The organism is Desulfuromonas sp. AOP6 (genome assembly GCF_009731355.2).
In the GTDB taxonomy this organism is placed as follows: Bacteria; Desulfobacterota; Desulfuromonadia; order Desulfuromonadales; family SZUA-540; genus SZUA-540.
Window position 1 is genome coordinate 2,458,235 of the sequence record NZ_AP022810.1, and the last position, 20,309, is coordinate 2,478,543.

Below are 20,309 nucleotides of genomic sequence, written 5' to 3' on the forward strand. Positions count from 1 at the left end.
TCATAAAAAGAAAGGCCGCCTTAATGCACGAGGCGGCCTTTCTTTTTATGAACTTTGATTCGCTTCCCCGTTCAGGGTCGACGGGCGACAAAAAACTCGTAACCGTAATAGTCAGCATAGTGGCGGTGCATTTCCGGCTCTCTGGCGATTTCATCCAAAATGGTCAGCGCCTCGCGGTCATTGGCGTACTGGTGACGCATTGCTTCAATACGGGCCAGCATGGGCGTGTAGAAATCATCCCACCAGGCCTCGTAGGGCAGGGTGAAGTGGTCGAGCAGCTCGAAGCCCCCCTTGGCGATGGCAGCCGCTACCTCTGCGGCCCAGCCCAGGGTGGCCCCCTCCTTCTCGAAGGCGTTCCTGACCTCTTCCGGCGGGTTTCCCTGGCGCCAGACCGCGTCGGTAAAGGCGAGGTATCCCCCCGGCCGCAGAAATTCGAAGCAGATTGGCAGCGCCCTCTCCATACCGATATTGTAGAGCGCCCCTTCCGACCAAATGAGATCGAAACTCGCCGGCGGCAGTTCCAGCTGTGCCATGTCGCCGACGCGGGCCTTGACACGGCGCGAAAGCCCGCGCTCGGCCAGAGTCTCCTGCAGCCGTTCAATGCTGGGGGCATGGCTGTCAATGGCCAGGATAGTGCCAGCGGTCAGCTCCGCCAGGTAAAGAGTCTGCGCCCCCGTACCGCAGCCCAGATCAAGAATCCTCGGGACCGGCGGCAACTCCCGGCAAAGACGCAGCGCCCTCTCGGCGCAGGCCGGGCTGCCCGGCCCCTGCCTTGGCAGCGATTCAAAAAGGTCGAGAAAAAGTGCCATAAATCGTGGGTTGTTTTCACTCATGACGTCTCCCTACTGCCCCCACTCATCAAATCCCCAGGACTTGAAGCGCGGCAACCAGGGCGAAGGCTCTTCAATCGGGTAGGAGGATTCGGGCTCCTCGGTGGTCGGCTCCGCTGTCAACGGGGGTGGTTCGGATTCGGCCGGTGCCACCGCCGGGGTTGAGGTTTTCTCGGAAGACGCTCTCAGGGGGCGCTGGGACTGTTTTTTGCGGATGCCGTCAATAAGCGCTTTCACCCCTTGGCTCGGATCTTCCGAAGAAAGCAGAAAATAACTGTTTTCCGCGACAAGGGACTGATCGCTCGTGTCGTAAAAACGGACATGCAGACTCTTCGGCCGCATGAAGCGGTGCCCCGTCTCATCGATATCAAGACCTTCACCCACGGTAAAGTGAACCCGCACCTGCGCTATGGGCACATCCCCAGATAGCACTTCGTAACCCATCCCCACCAACTCGTCCGCCGCCACCGCCAGCAGGTCGCCATACATGTTATTTTCCGGCCCCTGCAAGGTCACAGTCGAGACCTGGCTCCAGTCAAACCCAGGTTGCACTTTCGCATACCAGGAAGCGCAGCCGGTTAACAAAACGATCAGAGCAAGAATAAAAAGACGTAACGCAAGCATGGCAAAACTCTCTCCTTGCAGGATGAAAACGAAACTTCTTACAAACAAAGACTGAGACTATGAGCACCCATCTGAAAAAAAATCCGCGCCCAAGTCGGGCGCGGAAAATTCAGGTAGTGGGTCGTTGAGATTTAGAAGTGGAAGCGCAGACCGACCAGGACGTTATGAGACTGATATTCTGACTCTAGTCCCTCAAAGTCCGGATCATCCGTGGCAAAGTAGCGGTATTGCACGTCAAGGGATACCTGTTTATTGGCTGCATAAGTGCCGCCAATTGCCACCTGATAAGCAAAAACGTCATCATCCTCGCTACCAGCACCGTCAAAATCGAGTTCGACATTGGCGAAACCAAGACCGAAACCTACAAAGGGGGAAAAGAATTCATGAGGCATGAAATCAACATACATGTTCCCCATCAACGAAAGGGCTGTGATGTCGCCACTAATATTACCGGACCCTAAACCATCAATCGTACCCTTATCGAGATCATTGGCTCGATAGCCAATTTCACCTTCAAACCTCAAATTATCAGAGACTCTGCCACCGACAGCTGCCAGAAGGCCAACGCCGGCATCATAGGATATTTCCCCTGTGTCAGCACCGGCATTAAAGTCGGAATCCATAAGGGATACAATTCCTATGTTTCCACTGAAGTAGGGCTGAGCCATGGTGGATACGGCAAAAAAATGCAGAACAAACACGGAAAGAACGATTGCCAGAAAATTTTTCATGCTCATTTCTCCTTTTTCCTTAGCGACAGAAGGATTTTCACCATGAGTCCCATACCCGTTCATACAGAAGCGTGCCATCACAGGTATGAATTTTAAGTCACCACACCATTTTGCAGAGTGCACTCAGAGAGGAGGGCTCAACCCAAACTACCCTATTTCGGTTTATCTACCCGAATCCGCAACTTCATAACCCTACCCCCACAACATGGATTCGTCTATCAGAAATCTCCAGATATCAGCCATCATAGAACCGTTTTTCAATCTGCCTTTTTGTGACTCCGATAAATCTATCAAATCATTTTGTATCGTCAAATCGACCACCTTGACAGCCGGGACGCGACCGATAAACTTGGACTCCTAGAGTCATCTCGACTGTTGATCAATCCATGAACCCAAGGATAGGGGAGGTCGAAATGAATGTGTTTGAAGTCGCCATGAAAATGGAAGATGACGGCAAGGCGTATTACCAGAAGCTGGCCGCGCAGACGGCGCATGAGGGTTTGCAGAAGATTTTCCTGCAACTGGCGGAAGACGAGCAGAAGCACCATGACATTTTCAAGAGGCTGAAAGAGAAGGCGCCCGCCTCCATGCAGAAATCCACGGCCCTGGAGCAGGCCAAGAACGTCTTCGAGACGCTCATCGCCGCCAAAGCGAATCTGACCATCGCCGGAGATCTGGATGGCTACCGCCATGCCATGAAACTGGAAGCCGACAGCTTTCGTTTTTACGAGGACGCCGCCAAAAAGGAGCAGGACGCCAAGGTGAAGGAGGTGCTGCTGCAGATCGCCGGTGAGGAGCATAAGCATTTCAATATTCTGCAGAATGTCTACGACTTCGTGAACGCGCCGAACCAGTTTCTGGCTTGGGGTGAGTTTAGCAATCTTGGCGAGTTCCGTAATTTCGGCCGCGACAGCACTATTTAACCCGGCTGACTTCTGACCTTGCCCCGCCTGAAAGGATGGCCATGAAGATCACCTTCCAGGGCGCCGCCCGCACCGTGACCGGCTCCCAACATCTTATCGAGGTCAACGGCAAGGCCATCCTTCTCGACTGCGGCCTCTTTCAGGGTAAACGCAAGGAAGCGTTTGAGGCGAACCGCAGCGCTCTCTGTGAAGGGAGCTCTATCGACTGCCTCATCCTTTCGCACGCACATATCGATCATTCTGGGCGCATCCCCTGCCTGGTGCGCAATGGCTTCAAGGGGGACATCTTCTGCACGTCAGCGACACGGGATCTGTGTGCTGTCATGCTCATGGACAGCGCCTTTATTCAGGAGAAGGATGTCGAATATGTCAACCGCCGTCGTCAGAGAAAGCGGCAGCGTCTGTTTGAACCTCTCTATACGCGGGAGGATGTGGCCCGTTCGATGGACTGTTTCGTGGGTCTGGGTTACAACCGCCGCCACCAGCTTTTTCCCGGCATTGACCTGACGCTGGTCGATGCCGGTCACATGCTCGGCAGCGCCCATGTCATTCTCGATATCGATGACCGCGAGACGGGGCGACAGCAGCGTCTAGTATTCAGCGGCGATATCGGCCGCCCGGACATCCCCATCATCCGCGATCCGGTGCCGCTCCGCGAGGGGGCGGACATCCTGATCATGGAGAGTACGTACGGCAACAGAACCCATCCAGCCTACCCTGATTCGGAACGGGAGCTGGAACACATCGTTAACGAAACTGTCGGCCGTGGCGGCAGCCTGCTAATCCCCGCCTTTGCTGTGGGCCGCACGCAGCAGCTGGTCTACGCCCTGCACAGGCTGCACAACGATGGCGCTATCCCCGACCTCCCCATTTTTGTCGACAGCCCCCTGGCCACCCGCACCACCGAGATTTTCCGGCTGCATCCCGAAGTCTACGACGCCGAAATCCGCGAGTTTCTGCTGACAGACGACGACAAAAACCCTTTCGGTTTCGGCATGCTGCAGTACACTCAGACGGTGGAGCAGTCAAAGGCGCTCAACAACCTGAAGGTGCCGGCAATCATCATCAGCGCCAGCGGCATGCTGGAGGGGGGACGTATTCTGCACCACCTGCGCAACCGTATTGGCGATGCGCGCAACACCATTTTGCTGACGAGCTGGCAGGCACCCAACACCTTGGGGCGCAAGCTGGTGGAGCAGGAGAAGGACATCCGTATTTTTGGTGAGGATTTCCACGTAAATGCCCGCATCGAGTTGCTGACCGGTTTCTCCGGCCACGCCGACCGCGAAGGGCTGCTGGATTTCGTCCGGGTCATGGCCAAGAAGCCGCGGCGGACCTTCATCGTCCACGGAGAGGATGAGGCCGCGACCAATCTGGCCCAGGCCCTGCACCAGGAATTGGGCCTCAAGGAGGTCAGCATCCCCGCCCCCCAGCAATCCGTTACTATCGATTGAGGTGTCTTCACCTTCTGCCATGGCTGAAACCATTCTGGCAGAGTGCGGAGATCTCCTGATCTTTTTTGACCATCTTAACGCTGTAAAACCGGCGCTTTCCCCCTCTTGTGCCTTCAACATTCGACAAGACCGTATCTTTTGGGGCCACAGATGTGTATTATGTAAACAGTTTTTCTCCTTTCTCTCCCTTCGCCAAGACCCTATGCCTCCGCGAGACATACCTTTTCGGAGTGAATCGTCCTGCTGCCATGCTGGAAAACCCTGCATGGCATTCGCCAATTGTGCCCCTTAGAATCCCTCTCTCTGCTGGATTTTATCGGCCACCATTTGGTCAACCCCAAAACAGGGAGCCCCGTTATGGAAAGCACCACGATGACGATCGGCAGCACGATCAAGGCCCGCTGCACCAAATGCCGCAAAAACACGGACCACTCGCTTATCTCTCTGGCCGGAGACACCCCCGACGATGTGCAGTGCTCTGCATGTGGGCGTTCGCATAAATACAGACCACCCACGGTGACGAAAAAAGCGGTCACCCTGCAGGAGAACGAGCGTCAGGAGTGGGAGTCCCTGAACACCACGCTGGATCACTCCAAGGCGACGGATTACAGCATGACCTCGGCCTATAAGCCCAAGACGCAAATCAATCATCCCCGGTTCGGGCTCGGCTTCGTCATGAGGGTAGCGGGTACGCAGAAAATTGAAGTCCTCTTCGAGGACGGCCGAAAGATGATGCGCTGCAAATAACGAAAAACAGAATAAGGGGTGAACCTCCGCAGGAGCGTCGCCCTTCAGGGGAATAAAACACGTATGAAGATTTGTGAACTGTGTGAAGAGCAGGCAAAAAAATCACGCAACGGCAAGCCCCATGGCGGGCTGGTCAAGATGGATGAGCCCCGATTTTTCAGGGGGGAGAATCCCCGGGGGTTTGAAGAGCAAGACTACCAATGCCTAAGCTGCCAGGCGAAATTCACCCACAGCACCCATAAGAACGATATTCCCTGGACGCTCTGGCAGGGATAAGGCGGTTGGCCTGGATCACCTCGCCTGCCGCAACCAGGCTTCGAAGCGCTCACGTGGTCCGCGGGAGAGGATGCGACCGAAGGTCTGAGGGTCGTAAAGATAGAGGCAGTGACGGATGACGGTATAGGGACTGAAGGAGTTGTCGGGGTTTTCTTCCAGGTAGTCCTGGTGATAATCCTTCACCGTTTTAAGGTTTTCGATGAGGCTCTTGTGCAGGTCTGACTTTTGAAAGCCCGGATTCATCTTGAGGATGACCTGCACAAAGTTGTCGACCTTGTAATCGGCAAACTCGAAATCCCGAAAGAAATGCCCGACAATGCGCAGAAAGCTGAAAGCGTTGATGGTCTTGCCGCTGACCGCCGCCAGACCTTCGCCGTTGACTCCCTCGCCGCTGTTGGCCACATCGCTCACCGGAGTAGCCGTCTCCTGCTGCAGCAGCTCCTGGGTGGCATTGCGGATCTCGCGAAACTCGCGGTCGGCAAGCTCGAAAAGGGCCGAGAGAACATTGATGCGGCGCTTGAGGTCATTGGGGATTGACTTTTTGTACTTGATCTTATGATCCAGCACGCTCCAGGCATCCTGAATCAGGGAGCGGATCTGTACCTCGAAAGGATAGGCGGCAAATGTGTGGCTGCCAAAACGAGACGCTATTTCCGTTTTTGGCGCCAAGTCCATATGCAAACCCTTGTAGCCGAACAGATCCTCCGTGCTTTCCAGGGCCGTTATTTTGTCGGTGACATCAATAATGCGGAAATGTTCCTTCAGGGATTCGAAAACGGCACCAACCTGGTCGTCATAGAGGCAGACGATGCGAATACCGAGCAGATCCGAGATATAGTCCTTGATCTCGTAGGGAATCTCATCAGCTTCGAGCTTACTCTGATATTTGCGCTGAAACTTCTTGACACACTCTTCCCTCTCCTTGATCCGCCCTTCGATCTTGGTCACTTCCTCGATACCGGAGTCCTTGAGCATGGCCTTGATGACGCGGATATAGGCGTTCTTGGCCTCTTCAAAATGACTCCTGTTACTATCGTAGAATTTGCGAAAAGCGCGTTTTTCCTGTTCAAAATCGAGCGAGGCCAAGGAGGTCTCCTTCCTGGGAAATCAAGGTATCGGGGATACGGGTCGTGCTGGTGGCACGAAATGACAACAGGAGAAGTATAGCAAGAAAGTCAACGATGACATTTTACGGCAGACGACAAGGCAGGGAGGCTACTAAGGGATGAGGCGGGCTTCTTTATTCCAGTTCGGTGTTTTCCGGGGTGGCTTCATCAGTCTTCTGCTTTTTTTTCTCTTCTTTTTTTGCTTTGCGGGCTAATTCCTTCTGCCGCTTTTCATACCCGTAGTTTGGTTTTTTTGCCATAATACCATTCCTTTCGAGTTATATACCAAGTCCTGGTTGACGAAATAGAGTCAAGCCCCCTTGCGAAAAAAAACCCCGCGAAAATTCGCGGGGTTCCTTTATAACCGGATGTCCGAGCTTATTTATACGCGGCGGACATTAGCCGACTGGGGACCCTTTTGGCCCTGAGTTACCTCAAAGCTGACGCGATCTCCCTCGGCGAGTGACTTGAAGCCGTCGCCCTGGATTTCAGAAAAATGAACGAAAACATCAGGTCCGTTATCCTGCTCGATAAAACCAAAACCCTTTGCGTCGTTAAACCACTTCACTGTACCTTCTGCCATTTTTTTCTCCATGTTCCGCGTTGGGAACTTTCCTGTTGTGCAAATTCTGTTGGTCCCAAAAAAGAAAAAACACAGGCCCAAGTGGGCTTGTGTTTTTGATCCAGCCTGACACCTTGTCGAACTGGTGAGCAACTAAACTTACACAAACTTTCTTAAGTGCGGTCACACTATCATGCGCCCCCTCCGATTGCAACCTTTAAATCCTTATTTGATAAAAGTTTTTTATTTATCGGAAATTCTCGGCCCGTTAACCGCCACTTTGTCCACCTAGGCCGTGGCAAACAGACATTTCAGGTAGCGGCTATCGGGAAAGTCAAGAGGATGATCGAGGGCATGGCCGCTCTCCATAATTCCCTGCAGGGGGCGGCCGGCTCGGATAGCAGCGGCGCAAACGGCCTCGCGAAAATCCTCAGGGCTCACAGGGTTCGAACAGGAGGCGAGGACTATATTCCCACCGGTGACCAGCAAGCTGACACCCAGGTGGGCAAGGCGGCCATAGGCGTTCAGCGCTTCCTTGACCTGGCTTCGACGCACGGCAAAGGCGGGCGGGTCGATAATCACCATATCGTACTTTTGGCCCTGTTTTACCAGTTCGGCCATGGCTCTGAAGGCATCGTCCTGAATGGTGAGATGGCGGGCCGCCGCAATGGCCGGCACCTGGGCATTGAGGGCAAAGTTGCGTTTTGATGATTCCAGCGCCTGGCCGCTCTGATCGAGGCTGGTTACCTCGACCGCTCCGCCACGAGCCGCGGCGAGGGAAAAGCCGCCGTTATAGGAAAACGCGTTGAGTACCCGCTTGCCCCGGGCCAACTGCTCGACCCGGGCCCGGTTGTCGCGCTGGTCGAGAAAGAAGCCGGTTTTCTGCCCGTGAATGGGATCCACTTCGAAACGCAGTCCGTTCTCAAGACAGGTCAGCATGCCGCTGAGTGGGTCGCCGTAAAGAATCTGACCGTCCCTGAGGCCGTGAAGGTAGGCGGGATGCTCCTGCAGTCCCCGGCTCAGGCGCAGGACCAGCCGGTCGAGAGGCTGCTGTTCCAGCAGACTCGCCAGGCAGTCGTGCAGATAAGGAATCCAGGCGTGAGTGTAGATTTTCACTACGGCCGTGGCTCCGTAGCGATCGATGACCATGCCGGGCATCTTGTCGCTCTCGCCATGAACCAGGCGGTAGCCGTCCGTCTGCGTCCCCTGCAGCGGCAGGCGACGCACCAGCGCGGCGGCGAGACGGTCGGCGAAAAAGGCACGGTCAATGGGTCCGGGTTTACTGGCCCGTAGCACACGCAGACGTATGGGTGAGAGGGGATCGTATAGTCCCACCGCCACAAAACGCCCCTTGCCGTCATAGACCACGCCAAGATCACCGGGCTGGCCACGATGACTTTCAGCCTTGACTCGTTCGGCGTAGAGCCATGGGTACCCCCTGTGCAGGCTGGCCATGGCCGAGTTGCTGGCCTGCAGCTTCACGGTCTTGCCTGGCATTCGGGCCAGTTCGGCCAGGAGGGGATGAAGAGAAGAGGGCATACGGATTATCCTGAACAAGGGGGTTCGTGTTTCTGGGTAGGTCACCTTAGCAGACGTGACCGAAAAGATACCAGCTAAACCTGAGGGGCAGAAAGACGAAGAAGGTCACACTAGCTGTTTTTCGGAACCTGTTTTGATATGATAGAAGTGAGTTCAACCGATGGATACGACCGAAGGGAGAACACCATGATTAAAAATATCGGCGAGAGTCCTCTTGAAAAGTTTCAGGCTGACGCCAAACGGTTGGCCCAACTAGACCAGAAGGAGCGCCAGAGCAAAGCCACGCCGAAGGAAGGAATGCAACCCACCAGACCAGACAGCGACCGCGTTACCCTGGGACAAGCCCCTATTGAGGGCGTTGGCTACACGGACAGCATAAGGGCCAAGGATCTGAGCACGAACTTCATGCTGTTGCGTGACCTTATCGCCCGCACCCTGGAAGATCAGGGCATCGCTACCCGCATCGCCGTCGAAGGGGGTGAAATCAATTTGAAAACCCTCTCACCGGAGGAAGCCCAATCCTTGATTGCCGAGGATGGTTATTTCGGCGTCGAAAAAACCTCCGACCGCGTCGTACAGTTCGCCATCGGCCTCGCTGGCAACGACCCCGCTCGCCTCGAAGCCATTCGCCAAGGCGTCGAGGACGGCTTTACCGAAGCAGAAAAGGCTTGGGGCGGCAAACTGCCTGAGATTTCCTACCAGACCCGCGACGCCATCATGGAAAAACTCGACGACTGGGTTGTTGGCTTTTCCCAACACTAGATTACCATCTGCCCAGGGGGGGCATTTCGCCCCCCTTCTGTCATTGCCCCATTTTTCCCCATTCTGATTACACCTATCGTATCATTCTGTCCCGCCCCCATGCATATAGCGTATACATTTTCCCTATTATTTACAGGAATTTAGGCTAGTTACAAAACAGATCCTCTTGGCACGGGTTTCGCTTTGAACAAATCCTGACAGGCCGTCTTAACGGAAACATCTATACACCACAACAGCGGCGGGAGCACAGCCCGCACAACTTTGCACAAGGAGACTGGTTATGGGAGAAGCAGCCAAGGCATTCTGGGTCAACGAGGAAGAGGTCGAGGAAGTGTGCGTATCAGAATTCGAAGATATTTCTTACATCTGCACCGGCGTACAGGATGAGCAGTGGAAGTTCGGGACGGATTAATCGCTCGATTGAAATATAAAACCGGCGGGCGCAACCCGCCGGTTCCGATCGTCTCCACAAAGGACCAAAGTCCATTTCCAGGCTCACAACCCCTGGACCTTAAACTGCCCTCACCCCACCCCTAAATACCTATTCCCGCTTGTGATTCCCCACCATTCGTGGTAGTTTTCTTGCGCCAGTTTGCCGGACATCCGAACAAAGATAACTCCGGTGCCATTCCTCGTCCCCCCTGAGACCAAAGAGAGACGCGATGGATAAAAACGAGCTTCTGCGCCAACTGCCCGCCGTTGATCGCCTGCTGAACGCTCCTGCCCTGCAGGCCATGGCTACTGCTTGTCCCCATGTCATACTGCTCGAAGCCGCACAGCAGACCGTGGCCAGTTTGCGCCAGGCTGTGCTGGCGACCGACGCACACAGTCAAACCATCGACTTGTCGGTGGACGCCGTAGCGAGTCAGGCGGCCCGGCTAGCGGTCCGCAAGCTGCAGCCGTCGCTGCGCCACGTCATCAACGCCACCGGCACGCTGCTGCATACCAATCTGGGCCGAGCCCCCCTGAGCGAGAAGGCGCTGGCGGCCATTGATCAGGTCTCACGCACCTACTCCAATCTTGAATTCGATCTGCACACCGGCCAGCGGGGGCACCGCTATTCCCATATCGACGAGCTGCTGTGCCGACTCACTGGCGCCGAAGCCGCCGCCGTGGTCAACAACAACGCCGGTGCCGTGCTGCTGGCGCTGACCGCGCTGGCCCAGGGCAAAGAGGCTATCGTCAGTCGCGGCGAGCTGGTAGAGATCGGCGGCGCCTTCCGTGTTCCCGATGTCATGGCGGCGGGAGGCGTCCTCCTCAAGGAAATCGGTACGACCAACAAAACGCACCTGAAGGATTACCGCGCCGCCATTGGCGAGCATACCGGGCTGCTGCTCAAGGTGCACACGAGCAACTACCGTATCGTCGGCTTTTCGTCCCTGGTGCCGGCCGCTGAAATGGTCGACCTCGGTCGGGAACACAACATCCCGGTCATGGAGGATCTGGGCAGTGGCATGCTCTTCGACCTCTCAAGCTATGGCCTGCCCCGCGAACCGACGGTGAGCGAGGCGGTGGCCGCCGGCATCGACGTACTGACCTTCAGCGGCGACAAGCTGCTGGGCGGACCGCAAGCGGGCCTTATTGTCGGTAAAAAGTGGGCGATTGACAAAATCCGCCACCACCCGCTGGCCCGCGCTCTGCGCATCGACAAGTTGACCTTGGCTGCCCTGGAGGCGACCTTGCGTCACTATCTCGACCAGCAGGAAGCCCTGCGCGAACTGCCGGTTCTGCAGATGCTGGCCATGAGCGCGGAGGAAGTCAAAAAACGCGCCCAGCGGCTGCGCCAGAAAATCCGCGCCGCCCTGGTCGCCGAGATCGACAGCGCCATCGTCACCGAAGCTTCGCAGGTCGGCGGCGGCGCACTCCCCTTAACGGAACTGCCCGGCTATGCCGTGGCGCTCACGCCCAAGAACTGTTCGGTGGAAGAGTTGGCCATCCGGCTGCGTCAGGGAAACATCCCGGTGGTCGGCCGCCTGCAGGAAGGGCGCCTGCTGCTCAATCCGCGCACCATCTTCGCCGCCGAGGAGGTCCTGGTGGTCACCGCGCTGAAGGAGGCGCTGGAGAACTGACATGAGCCTGAAGACCGAACATCACATCATCATCGGCACGGCCGGTCACGTCGACCACGGCAAGACGGAACTCATCCGCGCCCTCACCGGCAAGGAAACGGACCGCCTCAAGGAAGAGAAGGCCCGCGGCATCTCCATCGATATCGGCTTCGCCCCTTTCCGCCTGCCCAGCGGCGAGATTGCCGGCGTGGTGGACGTCCCCGGCCATGAACGCTTCATCAGCAACATGCTGGCCGGCATCGGCGGCATCGACCTGGTGCTGCTGGTCATCGATGTCAACGAGGGCGTCATGCCGCAGACCCACGAGCATCTGCAGATTCTCGACCTGCTGCAGGTCCCCAAGGGCATTGTCGTGCTGACCAAGTGCGATCTGGCCGAACCGGACTGGATCGACATCGTTGAGGAGGAAGTACGCGAAGAGATCGCCGGCACCTTCCTCAAAGACGCCCCCTGCTGCCGGGTCTCCTCCATTACCGGCGAGGGGATTCACGAACTCGTCAAGACCATCGCCGAGGTCGCCAAAACCCTGCCCAGCAAGGACGCCGACGGGCCGCTGCGCCTCCCCGTCGACCGGCACTTCACCGTGGCCGGCTTCGGCACCGTGGTGACCGGCACCCTACTCTCGGGTACCGTACGCCCCGGCGACACCCTGGAAGTGCTGCCGCCGGGGGAGACGACCCGCGTGCGCGAGGTGCAGGTACACAGTAAAAAGGTCGACGCCGCCTTTGCCGGCCAGCGCGTCGCCCTCAACCTGACGGGGATCGAGCGCTCCCGGCTGCAGCGCGGTGCGGTCGTAGGCACCCCGGGCATCTTCGAACAGACCGACCGCATCGACGTGCGCCTGACCCTGCTGGCCGATGCCCCTCGCCCCCTCAAATTCCGCGACCCAGTCCACTTCTACCTCGGCACCGCCAAGGTGGTGGGGATGGTCGCCCTTCTTGACCGCGACCTCATGGAGCCGGTGGAGAGCGCCATCGTGCAGATTCATCTCGACCGCCCCCTGGTCGCCCATCGCGAGGATCGCTTCATCATCCGCTCCTATTCCCCCATGACCACCATCGGCGGCGGCAAGGTCATCGACCCCAAGCCCGTCAAGCACCGCCGCTTCCGCGAGGAGATCATGTCGGCCCTGGCCGAGCTGGAATCGGGGGAGAAATCGTTCCTGCTGCAGAAGCTCAGCCAGCAGGGATGCGCCAGGGTGAAGGAGCTCGAACTCATCTCCGGCATGGGCAAGGAGCGCATTACCGATCACCTGCAGGCCCTGGAAGAGGACAGCAAGGTGGTTCTGCTCGGCGACCAGTGGACCGTCAGCGAGTCGATTCGCTCCTGGCAGCATCAGCTGCTGGAGGAGACCAAACGGTTTCTCAGCCAGAATCCGCTGCTGCCCGGCATTCCCCACGCCACCCTGAAGAACACCCTGCCGGCTGCCCTGTCGGCCAAGGGTTTCGAGCAACTGCTGGAGCAGGCCGTGGCGGAGAACATTCTCTCCCAGCAGGGGGAGTGGGTCGCTATTCCCGGCTATGTGCCGACCCCTTCCGAGGCCCAGGCGCGGGAGATCAATCGCATCGAAGAGGCCTACCGCAGCGCCGGCTTTCTGGCCAAGAACAAGCGGGAGATGCTCGACCAGCTCGGTCTGAGCGCCGAAAAGGCCGATCCCTATTTTGGCTTCCTCTTTGCCCAGGGGCGACTGGTGCGCCTGAGCGAGGAGACCTTTTTCCACCTCGAAACCTACCAGCTGGCCCTCGACGCGCTGCGTAAACACTTCGCCAGCCAGCAGACCCTGACCCTGGCCCAGTTCCGCGATATCCTGGGGAGTGCCCGCAAGCAGACGCAGGCTGTCCTCGAACACTTCGACTCCCTCAAGTACACCATGCGGCGGGGAGACGAACGGGTGGCCTGGAAGCTGCCACCCGCCTAACCTGAAAATGGAGACAACCATGGCCGAGAAGATACGCCTCAGCAGCCTGGCCCGCAGCGCCGGCTGAGCGGCCAAATTGGGTCCCGAGACCCTGGCACAGGTTCTGTGCCATCTGCCGACATATAACGACGACAATCTGCTGTCCGCCGCCATCCCCTTCGCCGACGCCGGTATCTACCGCCTTGCCGAAGACATGGCCCTGGTGCAGTCCATCGACTTCTTCACGCCCGTGGTCGATGATCCCTTTCTCTACGGTCAGATTGCCGCCGCCAACGCTCTCTCCGATATCTACACCGTGGGGGGCCGGCCGCTGACCGCCCTGAATCTGGTGGGTTTTCCCACCTGTTCCCTGGGGACGGAGATGCTGACCCGCATTCTGCAGGGGGGAGCCGACAAGGTGCTGGAAGCGGGTGCCGTGGTGGTGGGAGGACATTCGGTCCAGGATGACGAACCCAAGTTCGGCCTGGCAGTCACGGGCCTGGTCGATCCGCGCCGCATGGTCACCACCCAGGGAGCCAGGCCTGGCGACGTTCTCGTACTCACCAAGCCACTGGGCACGGGACTGCTGACCACGGCCATCAAAGGGGAAGTGCTGCAGGATGGGGATATTCCCGAGGCGCTGCAGGGCATGTGTTTGCTCAACCGGCGGGCCAGCGAGATTATGATGGCGGTGGGGATTTCGGCCTGCACCGACGTCACCGGTTTCGGCCTGCTTGGCCACGCCCTGGAGATGGCCGAAGCCAGCGGTGTCTGCCTGGAATTGGAAGGGGCAGCGCTGCCGGCCTATCCGCGCGCCTTGGAGATGGCCGACATGGGCCTGGTGCCCGAAGGGAGCTACGCCAACCGCTCCTACTATCTGCCCCGGGTGGAACAGGCGGAGCAGGCCTCCCGCGCCGTGCTCGACTTGCTCGCCGACCCGCAGACCTCCGGCGGCCTGCTCATGGCCGTACCGGAAGCCAAGGCGGACAGCCTCTGTGCCAAGCTGCGCGAGGATGGCGGCCAGGCTTTCGTCATCGGCCGCGTACTGCCAGCGCCGGCGGCCCGCTTGCGGCTGCGCTGAAAAAAAACCGGCGACCTAGAGGTCGCCGGTGAGTTCCTGCAGTCGGTAAATCTTCGGGTTGAGGTCGCGCACGCAGGTGACAATCTCCCGCAATCGCTCTTCTTCAACCCCTTCCTCTTCGTCCCGCCCCTGGAAAAACCCATAGCCCTTGGGCAGGGGCGCGTAACCGCCGTCCTTCATCAGGGAGACGTCCACCTGGTCGTTGACCCGCCCCGCGGCCTCCCAGGGGTCGCGGTAGTTGAACTGACGGGCGACGACGTGCAAGCCGAGGCCGTTAGGGAAGAGGGCCTTGACCTCGAAGGAAAACTCCCGCGGCGCGCTGTAGTGTTCGCTGCGCCCCGACCGGGCCATCACCTTGGCTCCCGCCTCGACCAGCAGGTCACGTACGGATTCCAGCGTCATCGGTTTGATATCGGTATCCATCTAAATACTCTCCTCTTCGGTTCATCCATCCAGTCTCAGTTCCACGCCCCATGGCGCCGGTTTCTGCCCGTCCCGGGTCAATACCCACAGGGTGGGATAAGCCATGGTCGCGGGGGCTTCACCGAAGCCGTCCGTCAGGTAGATGACTGCTGCCGGCGGTGGCTGCATGGTGCGGGCGTAGTCGAAGACGGGGCGCAGATCGGTGAAGCCGCCCCCTTCGTAGACTTCGACCACGGCGGCTCGGCTGCGAAAGCTGTCGATGCGCTGCACGCGGCTGCCGGCGTAGAGGACGGTGATGAGGCTGTCGCGCCCGTTGGCAATGCTCAGCAGTTCGCGGGCAAAAGTCTCCCGTAATTCCCGGATATTGGTCGAATCGCTGACGTCGACCCCCACCAGCAGATTGAGGCGGCGACGCTTGCGTTGGCCGGGGGTTTCGTGGGCAAAGCGGCGATGTTCCCGCTTCCAGGTACTCTGGCGGCCAACGCGACCGGCGGTGGCCACGAACTGGCGCAACACCTGTTTCCAGGGGATGGGCGAGGGCGCCAGCAGACTTTCCACCAGCTCCCGCACGTCACCGGGCACTTCGCCGTGGCTCTTGCGCCAGGCGTCCTGCACCAGGTCGCGTACGACCTGTTCCGCCAGGGCGGCCGGGGTGCTGTCGGCCTCCTGCCAGACCTGGTGATCGTCATGGATCTGCGGCTGACTGTTCAGCGCTGGCGCTTCTTTCTTCTGGCCGGCCTCGGCATGCTCGCCCGCATCCTGTTCGGCGTTGCCCAGCCCCTGCCCTTGCTGGTTGCCGGTGTCAAAGGGGCGCTCCAGCAAACGATAATATTCCTCGGCGGCCAGCCCCTCTTCCAGCCGCAGACGTTTCGGTAGGGCCGCTTGCGGGGGAAGGTCGGCGATACCCGGGTTGATGGTCAGATCACAGGCCAGGTCCCAATCATGACTGTTTCGCTCCTTGCGCCGCAGCATGTGCAGATGCAGGACGTGCTTGATGACGTGCTCCAGCAAGGCTCGCTGCTGCGCCGGTTCAAATGAGGCCAGTCGTTCGGGGTTGAAACAGAGGGTCGGGATGCCGTTGCGGAAGGTCACCCCCAGCGCCTTGTCCCCCGCCACCTCACGGCGGCGGAAGCCGAGCAGAAACTGGCCGTAGAAGGGATGCGTCTTGAGCAGGCGCACCACGGCGTTCTCCAGCACCCGCGCCGTCATGGCTTCAGGAGGCCTCCCGACTGATTTCGCTGATGGCTTCAAGGATCACCCCGTCGTACTCGTCCTTGCTGAGAGCCTGCGCCACCATGGGGAGGCGTAGCAGCGACTTGACCAGGGCAAAGCGCAGATCGCGGGGGAGCACGTCGATATAGGCGACGAGGTTGCACTCCTGCGCCAGGGTCATGGTGGCAGAAGTCTCCAGGGCCGTGACCAGGGCATTGAGGGTGGCGGCCTGCTGATCGTCGCGCTGGCGGGCCGCTTGATCGGCGACGCGGTCCCAGTCGTCGAGAATGTCGGCGGCTGTCAACGGGCGCTCGCTCTGCTCAGCGCACCAGCGCAAAAAGGCCACGGCCGCCTCTTTGCCGACGATACCGGCATAGACTTCCATCTCCAGCTCGGCCGGAAAACGGCAGTGCCGTCGCAGGGTGCTGACCATCTCCCAAGCCCGCTCCGTGGGCTCCATCTGCATGTCGACGGGGCTGCCCTGATGCGCCAGCAGCTGCGGAAAGGCCGCCAGGAACTGCTGTACCCCATCATCGAAACCGCGCTGACGGGCATGGCGGGCCCAGCAAGGGTAATCGGTCTCGACGGTGATCATGACCATGCGGTCGAGCAGGGCGCGGTCGAGGGTCGCCACCTGATAGGTACCGTCGGGCGGATTAATGGACACCACCACCTTATGTTTGGGCGCCAGCTTGTGTGTGTGCAGGGCGCGGCGCTGCCCCTCCGCCGGCGGCTCGACAAACTGAAAAATGGCCTGCAGGGTGTCCTCCTGCTGGGCCCGATTGAGTTCATCGCAGTGAATGATGGTCGGCTCGTCCTGCTCGGACGGCCACCAGGAGGGACGCGACCAGTGCATGACCTCGCCCTCGCGGTAGGGAATGCCCACCAGGTCGCCGACCTCCATCTGCCCCAGCCGCAGGGGGACGTACTGTCGGCCGATCTCCCGACAGACCTGCAGGATACCCGCCGTCTTGCCAACGCCGCGGTGGCCGACCACGCAGGGGGTCAGGTCCGTGCGGGTGAGGATTTCGCGCAGCACCGTTTTCATCTGTTCGATATTCATCGCTTTGCCTTTCTGCCGGCTTCCGCTCGGGCGGTGTCTGGCAGCTGAATCATAATGCCTCTGGCCGGGCTCTGTCCACCCCGGCGGCGCCAGAAAAATCCCGGCTTGCCGTCGGAGCCCCTTTGCCCTAGTATGGCGATAACCCTTTAATCGCCACGGAGACTTTCATGTTCGGATTGGGATTGTTCGAAATTGCCTTGCTCGCCGGCCTCATCATCCTTATCTTCGGCGCCGGCCCGGCCCGCCGGCTGGTGGAGTCGGTCTACCGGACCTATCGGACAGTGCATCAGACCAAACAGGACATCAAGGACAGTCTCAGTATCGACGCCATCCTCGGCAAAAAGGATCGCAAACCTTAAGCCCTGCTTCCCTTCTTCTAATAGAAAAGCCCCCGCCGAACCTCTGGCAGGGGCTTTTTTTGTACAGCGCAGCCGCCATCAGGCCAGCTTGCGAACCGCCTCCAGAGCCGCCTTGTAGTCGGGCTCGGTGGTTACTTCCTTGACGATTTCCCGATAGACGATCTTATCGTTAGCATCCACCACCAGTACGGCGCGGGCGAGCAGCTTGAGCTCGTCGATCAGCAGGCCATAGTTGAGACCGAAGGAACGGTCCTGGTAGTCGGACAGGGTCTTGACCCGGTCGATTCCGGCGTTTCCGCACCAGCGGTTTTGAGCAAAGGGCAGATCGACGCTGATGGTATAGACGACCACATCCTCGGGCAGCTTGGCCGCCTCTTCATTGAATTTGCGCGTCATGGTGTCGCAGACGCCGGTGTCAAGAGAAGGAACGACAGTGATGAGGCGAACCTTCCCCTTGGAGTCAGCCAGGGTCACCGGCTTGAGGGTGCCATCGACCACCTTGAATTCCGATGCGGTGCTGCCGACCTTCAGGTCGGGACCAACCAGGGTGACGGGGTTTCCTTTAAAAGTAATGACGCCACTGCGTTTTTCGCTCATGAGTCTCTCCTTTAATCGATTGAGGATTGAATTGGTTATAATTTAAACAGGCTTGCAAAACTTGTCAAGGAGTATAACGCACTCTCCCCTTTTTGCAGCGAAGGTCCGGAAAAATCTAAACACAAACCCCGCAACGACGGCAACCGGGAAAACAAGGAGGCGTGAGCTGCCCCCTCACGGCACGGCCATACTCACTCCACAGGTAGTCGCGGCGTACACCGTTGTCGATAATTTCCCAGGGGAAAAGTTCAGATTCGCCTCGCTCGCGGGTGACATAAAAATCAGGGTCGAGATCCACCTCACGACAGGCGGCCTTAAGGTTCATCCCCTTGGCCAGCAGAGGGAGGGCAGCACTCATCCGGCGGTCGCCACGGGAAAGGAAGGCCTGCAACAGGGCACTGCGCATCGACTCGAAGATGACCTCGCAATTGGGCATGCGGGCGATGCCGGCCCGAATGTGCTTCATCTTGCTTTCCAGAACCTTGGCGCCGTCCATGGCCGCCCACTGCAGGGGGGTGAAGGGCTTGGGAATAAAAGGGTTCACCGACAGTGTCAGGGTACCGAGGCGTCCGGACTTCTTCTGTTCCTCCACCCAGACCTCGCGCACTTTCGCCGTTAATTGTAGCAATTCGTCAATATCGTCCTGCTCTTCCGTCGGCAAACCGATGAGGAAATACAATTTGAGGTTGAGGATGCCACCGGCGGCCAGAAGACGGGCAGCAGACAGGATCTGACCTTCGTCGATCCCTTTGTTGATGAGATCGCGCAGGCGCTGGCTGCCGGCCTCCGGCGCCAGCGCCAGGGTGCGATGCCCCGATTCTCTAAGGGCGTCCACCTCTTCGGCGGTGAGGGAATCCATGCGCAGGCTGGCGACGGAGACCAGCCCTTGCCGTTCAAATATCTCCCGGTTCAGGTCATCGATATCTGAATAATCGGAAACGGCAGCGCCAACCAGACCTATTTTGCGGTGCATGCACAGCCCTTGTTCGACCTGAGGGAGCAGAGCCTGCAGTGTGCGCTCCCGCGCCGGCAGATAGATGAAGCCGGCGGCACAGAAGCGGCAGCCCCGGGAACAGCCGCGGGAGATCTCGACCAGGGACATGTCGGCAAAGGCCGTGTCCGGGGTATGCACAAAGGTGCGACTTTCACTGTTATCGAGCTCCCGCACCCACTGGCGCCTGACCTGAGGTGGCGCCCCTTTTTGTGGCATCATCGCCGCCAGGGTACCATCCTCGGCATAGCGCACGTCGTACAGGGAGGGAACATAGACGCCGGCGACACCCGCCAGGGCCGCCAACAGTTCGGGTCTGCTCAGCTCCAGGGTGGTCAACTGCTCCAGCAGGGACGGCAGCAGAACTTCCCCCTCGCCCACGGCGAAGAGATCCATGATGTCGGCGAGGGGCTCTGGGTTTAAAAAGGCACAGACGCCGCCACAGAGGACCAGGGGATGGCTGTCCCCCCGCTCTGCCGCATAAAAAGGGATACGCCCAAGGCGAAAGAGGGTCGGCAGCTGGACGTAGTCGTTTTCAAAAGAGATGGAAAAAGCGACGACATCAAAGTCTGCCAGAGGACGCTGGGATTCCAGGGAAAAGAGCGCGGTTCCCGTCTTCTCATGTTCCTTCAAATCGACCGGATCCGGTAGAAAGAAGCGCTCGCAGAGAACGTCGTCCCGGCTGTTAAGCAGATGATACACAGTCTGAAAACCGAGGTTGCTCATGGCCTGGAAATAGGTATTGGGGAAGACGAGGGCGATGGTCAGGCGTCCGCCCCAGGGTTTTGCCTGGCTGCCGCGCTCCCTTTCCAGGCGGTTTTTCATACGAGAAATCAACAGTCGTGACATCTATATTTTCCTGATTGTTGGCGATCGTTGCACTATGGCATCAATTGAAGATGGGGTAAAGAGGCCCCAAAAAAAAGGGACCGCGATTGCGGTCCCCGAGACGAGGGAGTCTACCAATTCATTATCGACCAAATACAGCCTGCACGGCTCCTTCTGGCAGCAGGCGGAGATCCGCTGTCAGAAAGTATTGCACCGCACGGCACAAAGAAATCCA

The 20,309-nt window shown here is 58.7% G+C and carries 21 protein-coding genes and 1 pseudogene; 10 read left to right on the plus strand and 12 right to left on the minus strand.

Annotation, left to right across the window (positions count from 1 at the left end):
* Positions 1-71: 71 nt before the first annotated feature.
* The 3 genes from AOP6_RS11595 to AOP6_RS11605 all read right to left on the minus strand — a co-directional run bounded on the left by AOP6_RS11595 (position 72) and on the right by AOP6_RS11605 (position 2,185).
* The gene (locus AOP6_RS11595; RefSeq protein WP_155876920.1) at positions 72-833 is read right to left on the minus strand and encodes a class I SAM-dependent methyltransferase; all 762 of its coding nucleotides are present in this window, start codon (positions 831-833) and stop codon (positions 72-74) included.
* 9 nt (positions 834-842) lie between these two features.
* Positions 843-1,454: a hypothetical protein gene (locus tag AOP6_RS11600; protein WP_155876921.1), complete on the minus strand. Its 612-nt coding sequence runs from the start codon at positions 1,452-1,454 to the stop codon at positions 843-845.
* 131 nt (positions 1,455-1,585) lie between these two features.
* The gene (locus AOP6_RS11605) at positions 1,586-2,185 is read right to left on the minus strand and encodes a porin family protein (protein WP_213194577.1); all 600 of its coding nucleotides are present in this window, start codon (positions 2,183-2,185) and stop codon (positions 1,586-1,588) included.
* Positions 2,186-2,598: 413 nt separating this feature from the next.
* On the opposite strand from AOP6_RS11605, the gene AOP6_RS11610 reads away from it, so the two are divergent.
* From AOP6_RS11610 to AOP6_RS11625, 4 genes are all read left to right on the plus strand, one after another.
* Positions 2,599-3,108, plus strand: coding sequence for a ferritin family protein (locus AOP6_RS11610; RefSeq protein ID WP_155876923.1), 510 nt, complete (start codon positions 2,599-2,601; stop codon positions 3,106-3,108).
* A gap of 41 nt (positions 3,109-3,149) precedes the next feature.
* Entirely contained in the window at positions 3,150-4,562 is a 1,413-nt protein-coding gene (locus AOP6_RS11615) for an MBL fold metallo-hydrolase (RefSeq protein WP_155876924.1), read from the plus strand.
* 357 nt (positions 4,563-4,919) lie between these two features.
* Positions 4,920-5,309 (plus strand): hypothetical protein, encoded by a 390-nt coding sequence (locus AOP6_RS11620; protein WP_155876925.1) that lies wholly within the window; start codon positions 4,920-4,922, stop codon positions 5,307-5,309.
* 63 nt (positions 5,310-5,372) lie between these two features.
* Entirely contained in the window at positions 5,373-5,585 is a 213-nt protein-coding gene (locus AOP6_RS11625) for a hypothetical protein (protein ID WP_155876926.1), read from the plus strand.
* 15 nt (positions 5,586-5,600) lie between these two features.
* Here the strand turns inward: AOP6_RS11625 and AOP6_RS11630 are convergent, their stop codons facing one another.
* The 4 genes from AOP6_RS11630 to AOP6_RS11640 form a co-directional block, all read right to left on the minus strand.
* Complete coding sequence (locus AOP6_RS11630) at positions 5,601-6,671, minus strand: (p)ppGpp synthetase (protein ID WP_155876927.1); 1,071 nt, start codon at positions 6,669-6,671, stop codon at positions 5,601-5,603.
* Positions 6,672-6,825: 154 nt separating this feature from the next.
* Positions 6,826-6,951: a hypothetical protein gene (locus AOP6_RS15305; RefSeq protein WP_256439335.1), complete on the minus strand. Its 126-nt coding sequence runs from the start codon at positions 6,949-6,951 to the stop codon at positions 6,826-6,828.
* A gap of 122 nt (positions 6,952-7,073) precedes the next feature.
* Positions 7,074-7,274, minus strand: coding sequence for a cold-shock protein (locus AOP6_RS11635; protein ID WP_155876928.1), 201 nt, complete (start codon positions 7,272-7,274; stop codon positions 7,074-7,076).
* 267 nt (positions 7,275-7,541) lie between these two features.
* On the minus strand, positions 7,542-8,792 hold the full coding sequence (locus tag AOP6_RS11640; RefSeq protein WP_213194578.1) for a class I SAM-dependent rRNA methyltransferase: 1,251 nt from the start codon (positions 8,790-8,792) through the stop codon (positions 7,542-7,544).
* Between the two features lie 186 nt (positions 8,793-8,978).
* Between AOP6_RS11640 and AOP6_RS11645 the strand changes: the two genes are divergently transcribed.
* The 5 genes and pseudogenes from AOP6_RS11645 to selD form a co-directional block, all read left to right on the plus strand.
* Complete coding sequence (locus tag AOP6_RS11645; protein ID WP_155876929.1) at positions 8,979-9,554, plus strand: hypothetical protein; 576 nt, start codon at positions 8,979-8,981, stop codon at positions 9,552-9,554.
* Positions 9,555-9,834: 280 nt separating this feature from the next.
* Positions 9,835-9,966 carry a hypothetical protein gene (locus AOP6_RS15310; RefSeq protein ID WP_256439336.1) on the plus strand — a complete coding sequence of 44 codons (132 nt, stop codon included), beginning with the start codon at positions 9,835-9,837 and terminating at the stop codon, positions 9,964-9,966.
* A gap of 250 nt (positions 9,967-10,216) precedes the next feature.
* A complete protein-coding gene (selA, locus tag AOP6_RS11650; RefSeq protein ID WP_155876930.1) occupies positions 10,217-11,623 on the plus strand; it encodes an L-seryl-tRNA(Sec) selenium transferase in 1,407 nt (468 codons plus the stop codon).
* A gap of 1 nt (position 11,624) precedes the next feature.
* Entirely contained in the window at positions 11,625-13,541 is a 1,917-nt protein-coding gene (gene selB / locus AOP6_RS11655; protein ID WP_155876931.1) for a selenocysteine-specific translation elongation factor, read from the plus strand.
* Positions 13,542-13,560: 19 nt separating this feature from the next.
* Positions 13,561-14,664: pseudogene (selD, locus tag AOP6_RS11660) on the plus strand (selenide, water dikinase SelD); the annotation flags it as partial.
* On the opposite strand, the gene AOP6_RS11665 reads toward selD, so the two are convergent.
* From AOP6_RS11665 to AOP6_RS11675, 3 genes are read right to left on the minus strand one after another with little or no spacing between them, the layout of a single operon-like run.
* Positions 14,617-15,024 (minus strand): hypothetical protein, encoded by a 408-nt coding sequence (locus AOP6_RS11665; protein ID WP_155876933.1) that lies wholly within the window; start codon positions 15,022-15,024, stop codon positions 14,617-14,619. The pseudogene selD and the gene AOP6_RS11665 overlap by 48 nt on opposite strands.
* Positions 15,025-15,045: 21 nt before the next feature.
* Positions 15,046-16,233 carry a VWA-like domain-containing protein gene (locus tag AOP6_RS11670; protein WP_155876934.1) on the minus strand — a complete coding sequence of 396 codons (1,188 nt, stop codon included), beginning with the start codon at positions 16,231-16,233 and terminating at the stop codon, positions 15,046-15,048.
* 4 nt (positions 16,234-16,237) lie between these two features.
* Positions 16,238-17,299 (minus strand): hypothetical protein, encoded by a 1,062-nt coding sequence (locus AOP6_RS11675; protein WP_155876935.1) that lies wholly within the window; start codon positions 17,297-17,299, stop codon positions 16,238-16,240.
* A 167-nt stretch (positions 17,300-17,466) separates the two neighbouring features.
* Between AOP6_RS11675 and AOP6_RS11680 the strand changes: the two genes are divergently transcribed.
* On the plus strand, positions 17,467-17,658 hold the full coding sequence (locus AOP6_RS11680) for a twin-arginine translocase TatA/TatE family subunit (RefSeq protein WP_155876936.1): 192 nt from the start codon (positions 17,467-17,469) through the stop codon (positions 17,656-17,658).
* 78 nt (positions 17,659-17,736) lie between these two features.
* Here AOP6_RS11680 and tpx read toward each other — a convergent pair whose 3' ends face one another.
* Positions 17,737-18,255 carry a thiol peroxidase gene (gene tpx, locus AOP6_RS11685; RefSeq protein ID WP_155876937.1) on the minus strand — a complete coding sequence of 173 codons (519 nt, stop codon included), beginning with the start codon at positions 18,253-18,255 and terminating at the stop codon, positions 17,737-17,739.
* A 115-nt stretch (positions 18,256-18,370) separates the two neighbouring features.
* Complete coding sequence (locus AOP6_RS11690) at positions 18,371-20,095, minus strand: radical SAM protein (protein ID WP_155876938.1); 1,725 nt, start codon at positions 20,093-20,095, stop codon at positions 18,371-18,373.
* Positions 20,096-20,309 lie beyond the last annotated feature (214 nt).

Bases quoted from the DNA above. Each gene is read 5' to 3' on its own strand.
- AOP6_RS11675 (WP_155876935.1), bottom strand. From the start codon at position 17,299: ATGAATATCGAACAGATGAAAACGGTGCTGCGCGAAATCCTCACCCGC.
- AOP6_RS11640 (WP_213194578.1), bottom strand. From the start codon at position 8,792: ATGCCCTCTTCTCTTCATCCCCTCCTGGCCGAACTGGCCCGAATGCCA.
- AOP6_RS11680 (WP_155876936.1), top strand. From the start codon at position 17,467: ATGTTCGGATTGGGATTGTTCGAAATTGCCTTGCTCGCCGGCCTCATC.
- AOP6_RS11605 (WP_213194577.1), bottom strand. From the start codon at position 2,185: ATGAAAAATTTTCTGGCAATCGTTCTTTCCGTGTTTGTTCTGCATTTT.
- AOP6_RS11595 (WP_155876920.1), bottom strand. From the start codon at position 833: ATGAGTGAAAACAACCCACGATTTATGGCACTTTTTCTCGACCTTTTT.
- selA (WP_155876930.1), top strand. From the start codon at position 10,217: ATGGATAAAAACGAGCTTCTGCGCCAACTGCCCGCCGTTGATCGCCTG.
- AOP6_RS11665 (WP_155876933.1), bottom strand. From the start codon at position 15,024: ATGGATACCGATATCAAACCGATGACGCTGGAATCCGTACGTGACCTG.
- tpx (WP_155876937.1), bottom strand. From the start codon at position 18,255: ATGAGCGAAAAACGCAGTGGCGTCATTACTTTTAAAGGAAACCCCGTC.
- selB (WP_155876931.1), top strand. From the start codon at position 11,625: ATGAGCCTGAAGACCGAACATCACATCATCATCGGCACGGCCGGTCAC.
- AOP6_RS15310 (WP_256439336.1), top strand. From the start codon at position 9,835: ATGGGAGAAGCAGCCAAGGCATTCTGGGTCAACGAGGAAGAGGTCGAG.
- AOP6_RS11620 (WP_155876925.1), top strand. From the start codon at position 4,920: ATGGAAAGCACCACGATGACGATCGGCAGCACGATCAAGGCCCGCTGC.
- AOP6_RS11670 (WP_155876934.1), bottom strand. From the start codon at position 16,233: ATGACGGCGCGGGTGCTGGAGAACGCCGTGGTGCGCCTGCTCAAGACG.
- AOP6_RS11610 (WP_155876923.1), top strand. From the start codon at position 2,599: ATGAATGTGTTTGAAGTCGCCATGAAAATGGAAGATGACGGCAAGGCG.
- AOP6_RS11600 (WP_155876921.1), bottom strand. From the start codon at position 1,454: ATGCTTGCGTTACGTCTTTTTATTCTTGCTCTGATCGTTTTGTTAACC.
- AOP6_RS11625 (WP_155876926.1), top strand. From the start codon at position 5,373: ATGAAGATTTGTGAACTGTGTGAAGAGCAGGCAAAAAAATCACGCAAC.
- AOP6_RS15305 (WP_256439335.1), bottom strand. From the start codon at position 6,951: ATGGCAAAAAAACCAAACTACGGGTATGAAAAGCGGCAGAAGGAATTA.
- AOP6_RS11690 (WP_155876938.1), bottom strand. From the start codon at position 20,095: ATGTCACGACTGTTGATTTCTCGTATGAAAAACCGCCTGGAAAGGGAG.
- AOP6_RS11645 (WP_155876929.1), top strand. From the start codon at position 8,979: ATGATTAAAAATATCGGCGAGAGTCCTCTTGAAAAGTTTCAGGCTGAC.
- AOP6_RS11615 (WP_155876924.1), top strand. From the start codon at position 3,150: ATGAAGATCACCTTCCAGGGCGCCGCCCGCACCGTGACCGGCTCCCAA.
- AOP6_RS11635 (WP_155876928.1), bottom strand. From the start codon at position 7,274: ATGGCAGAAGGTACAGTGAAGTGGTTTAACGACGCAAAGGGTTTTGGT.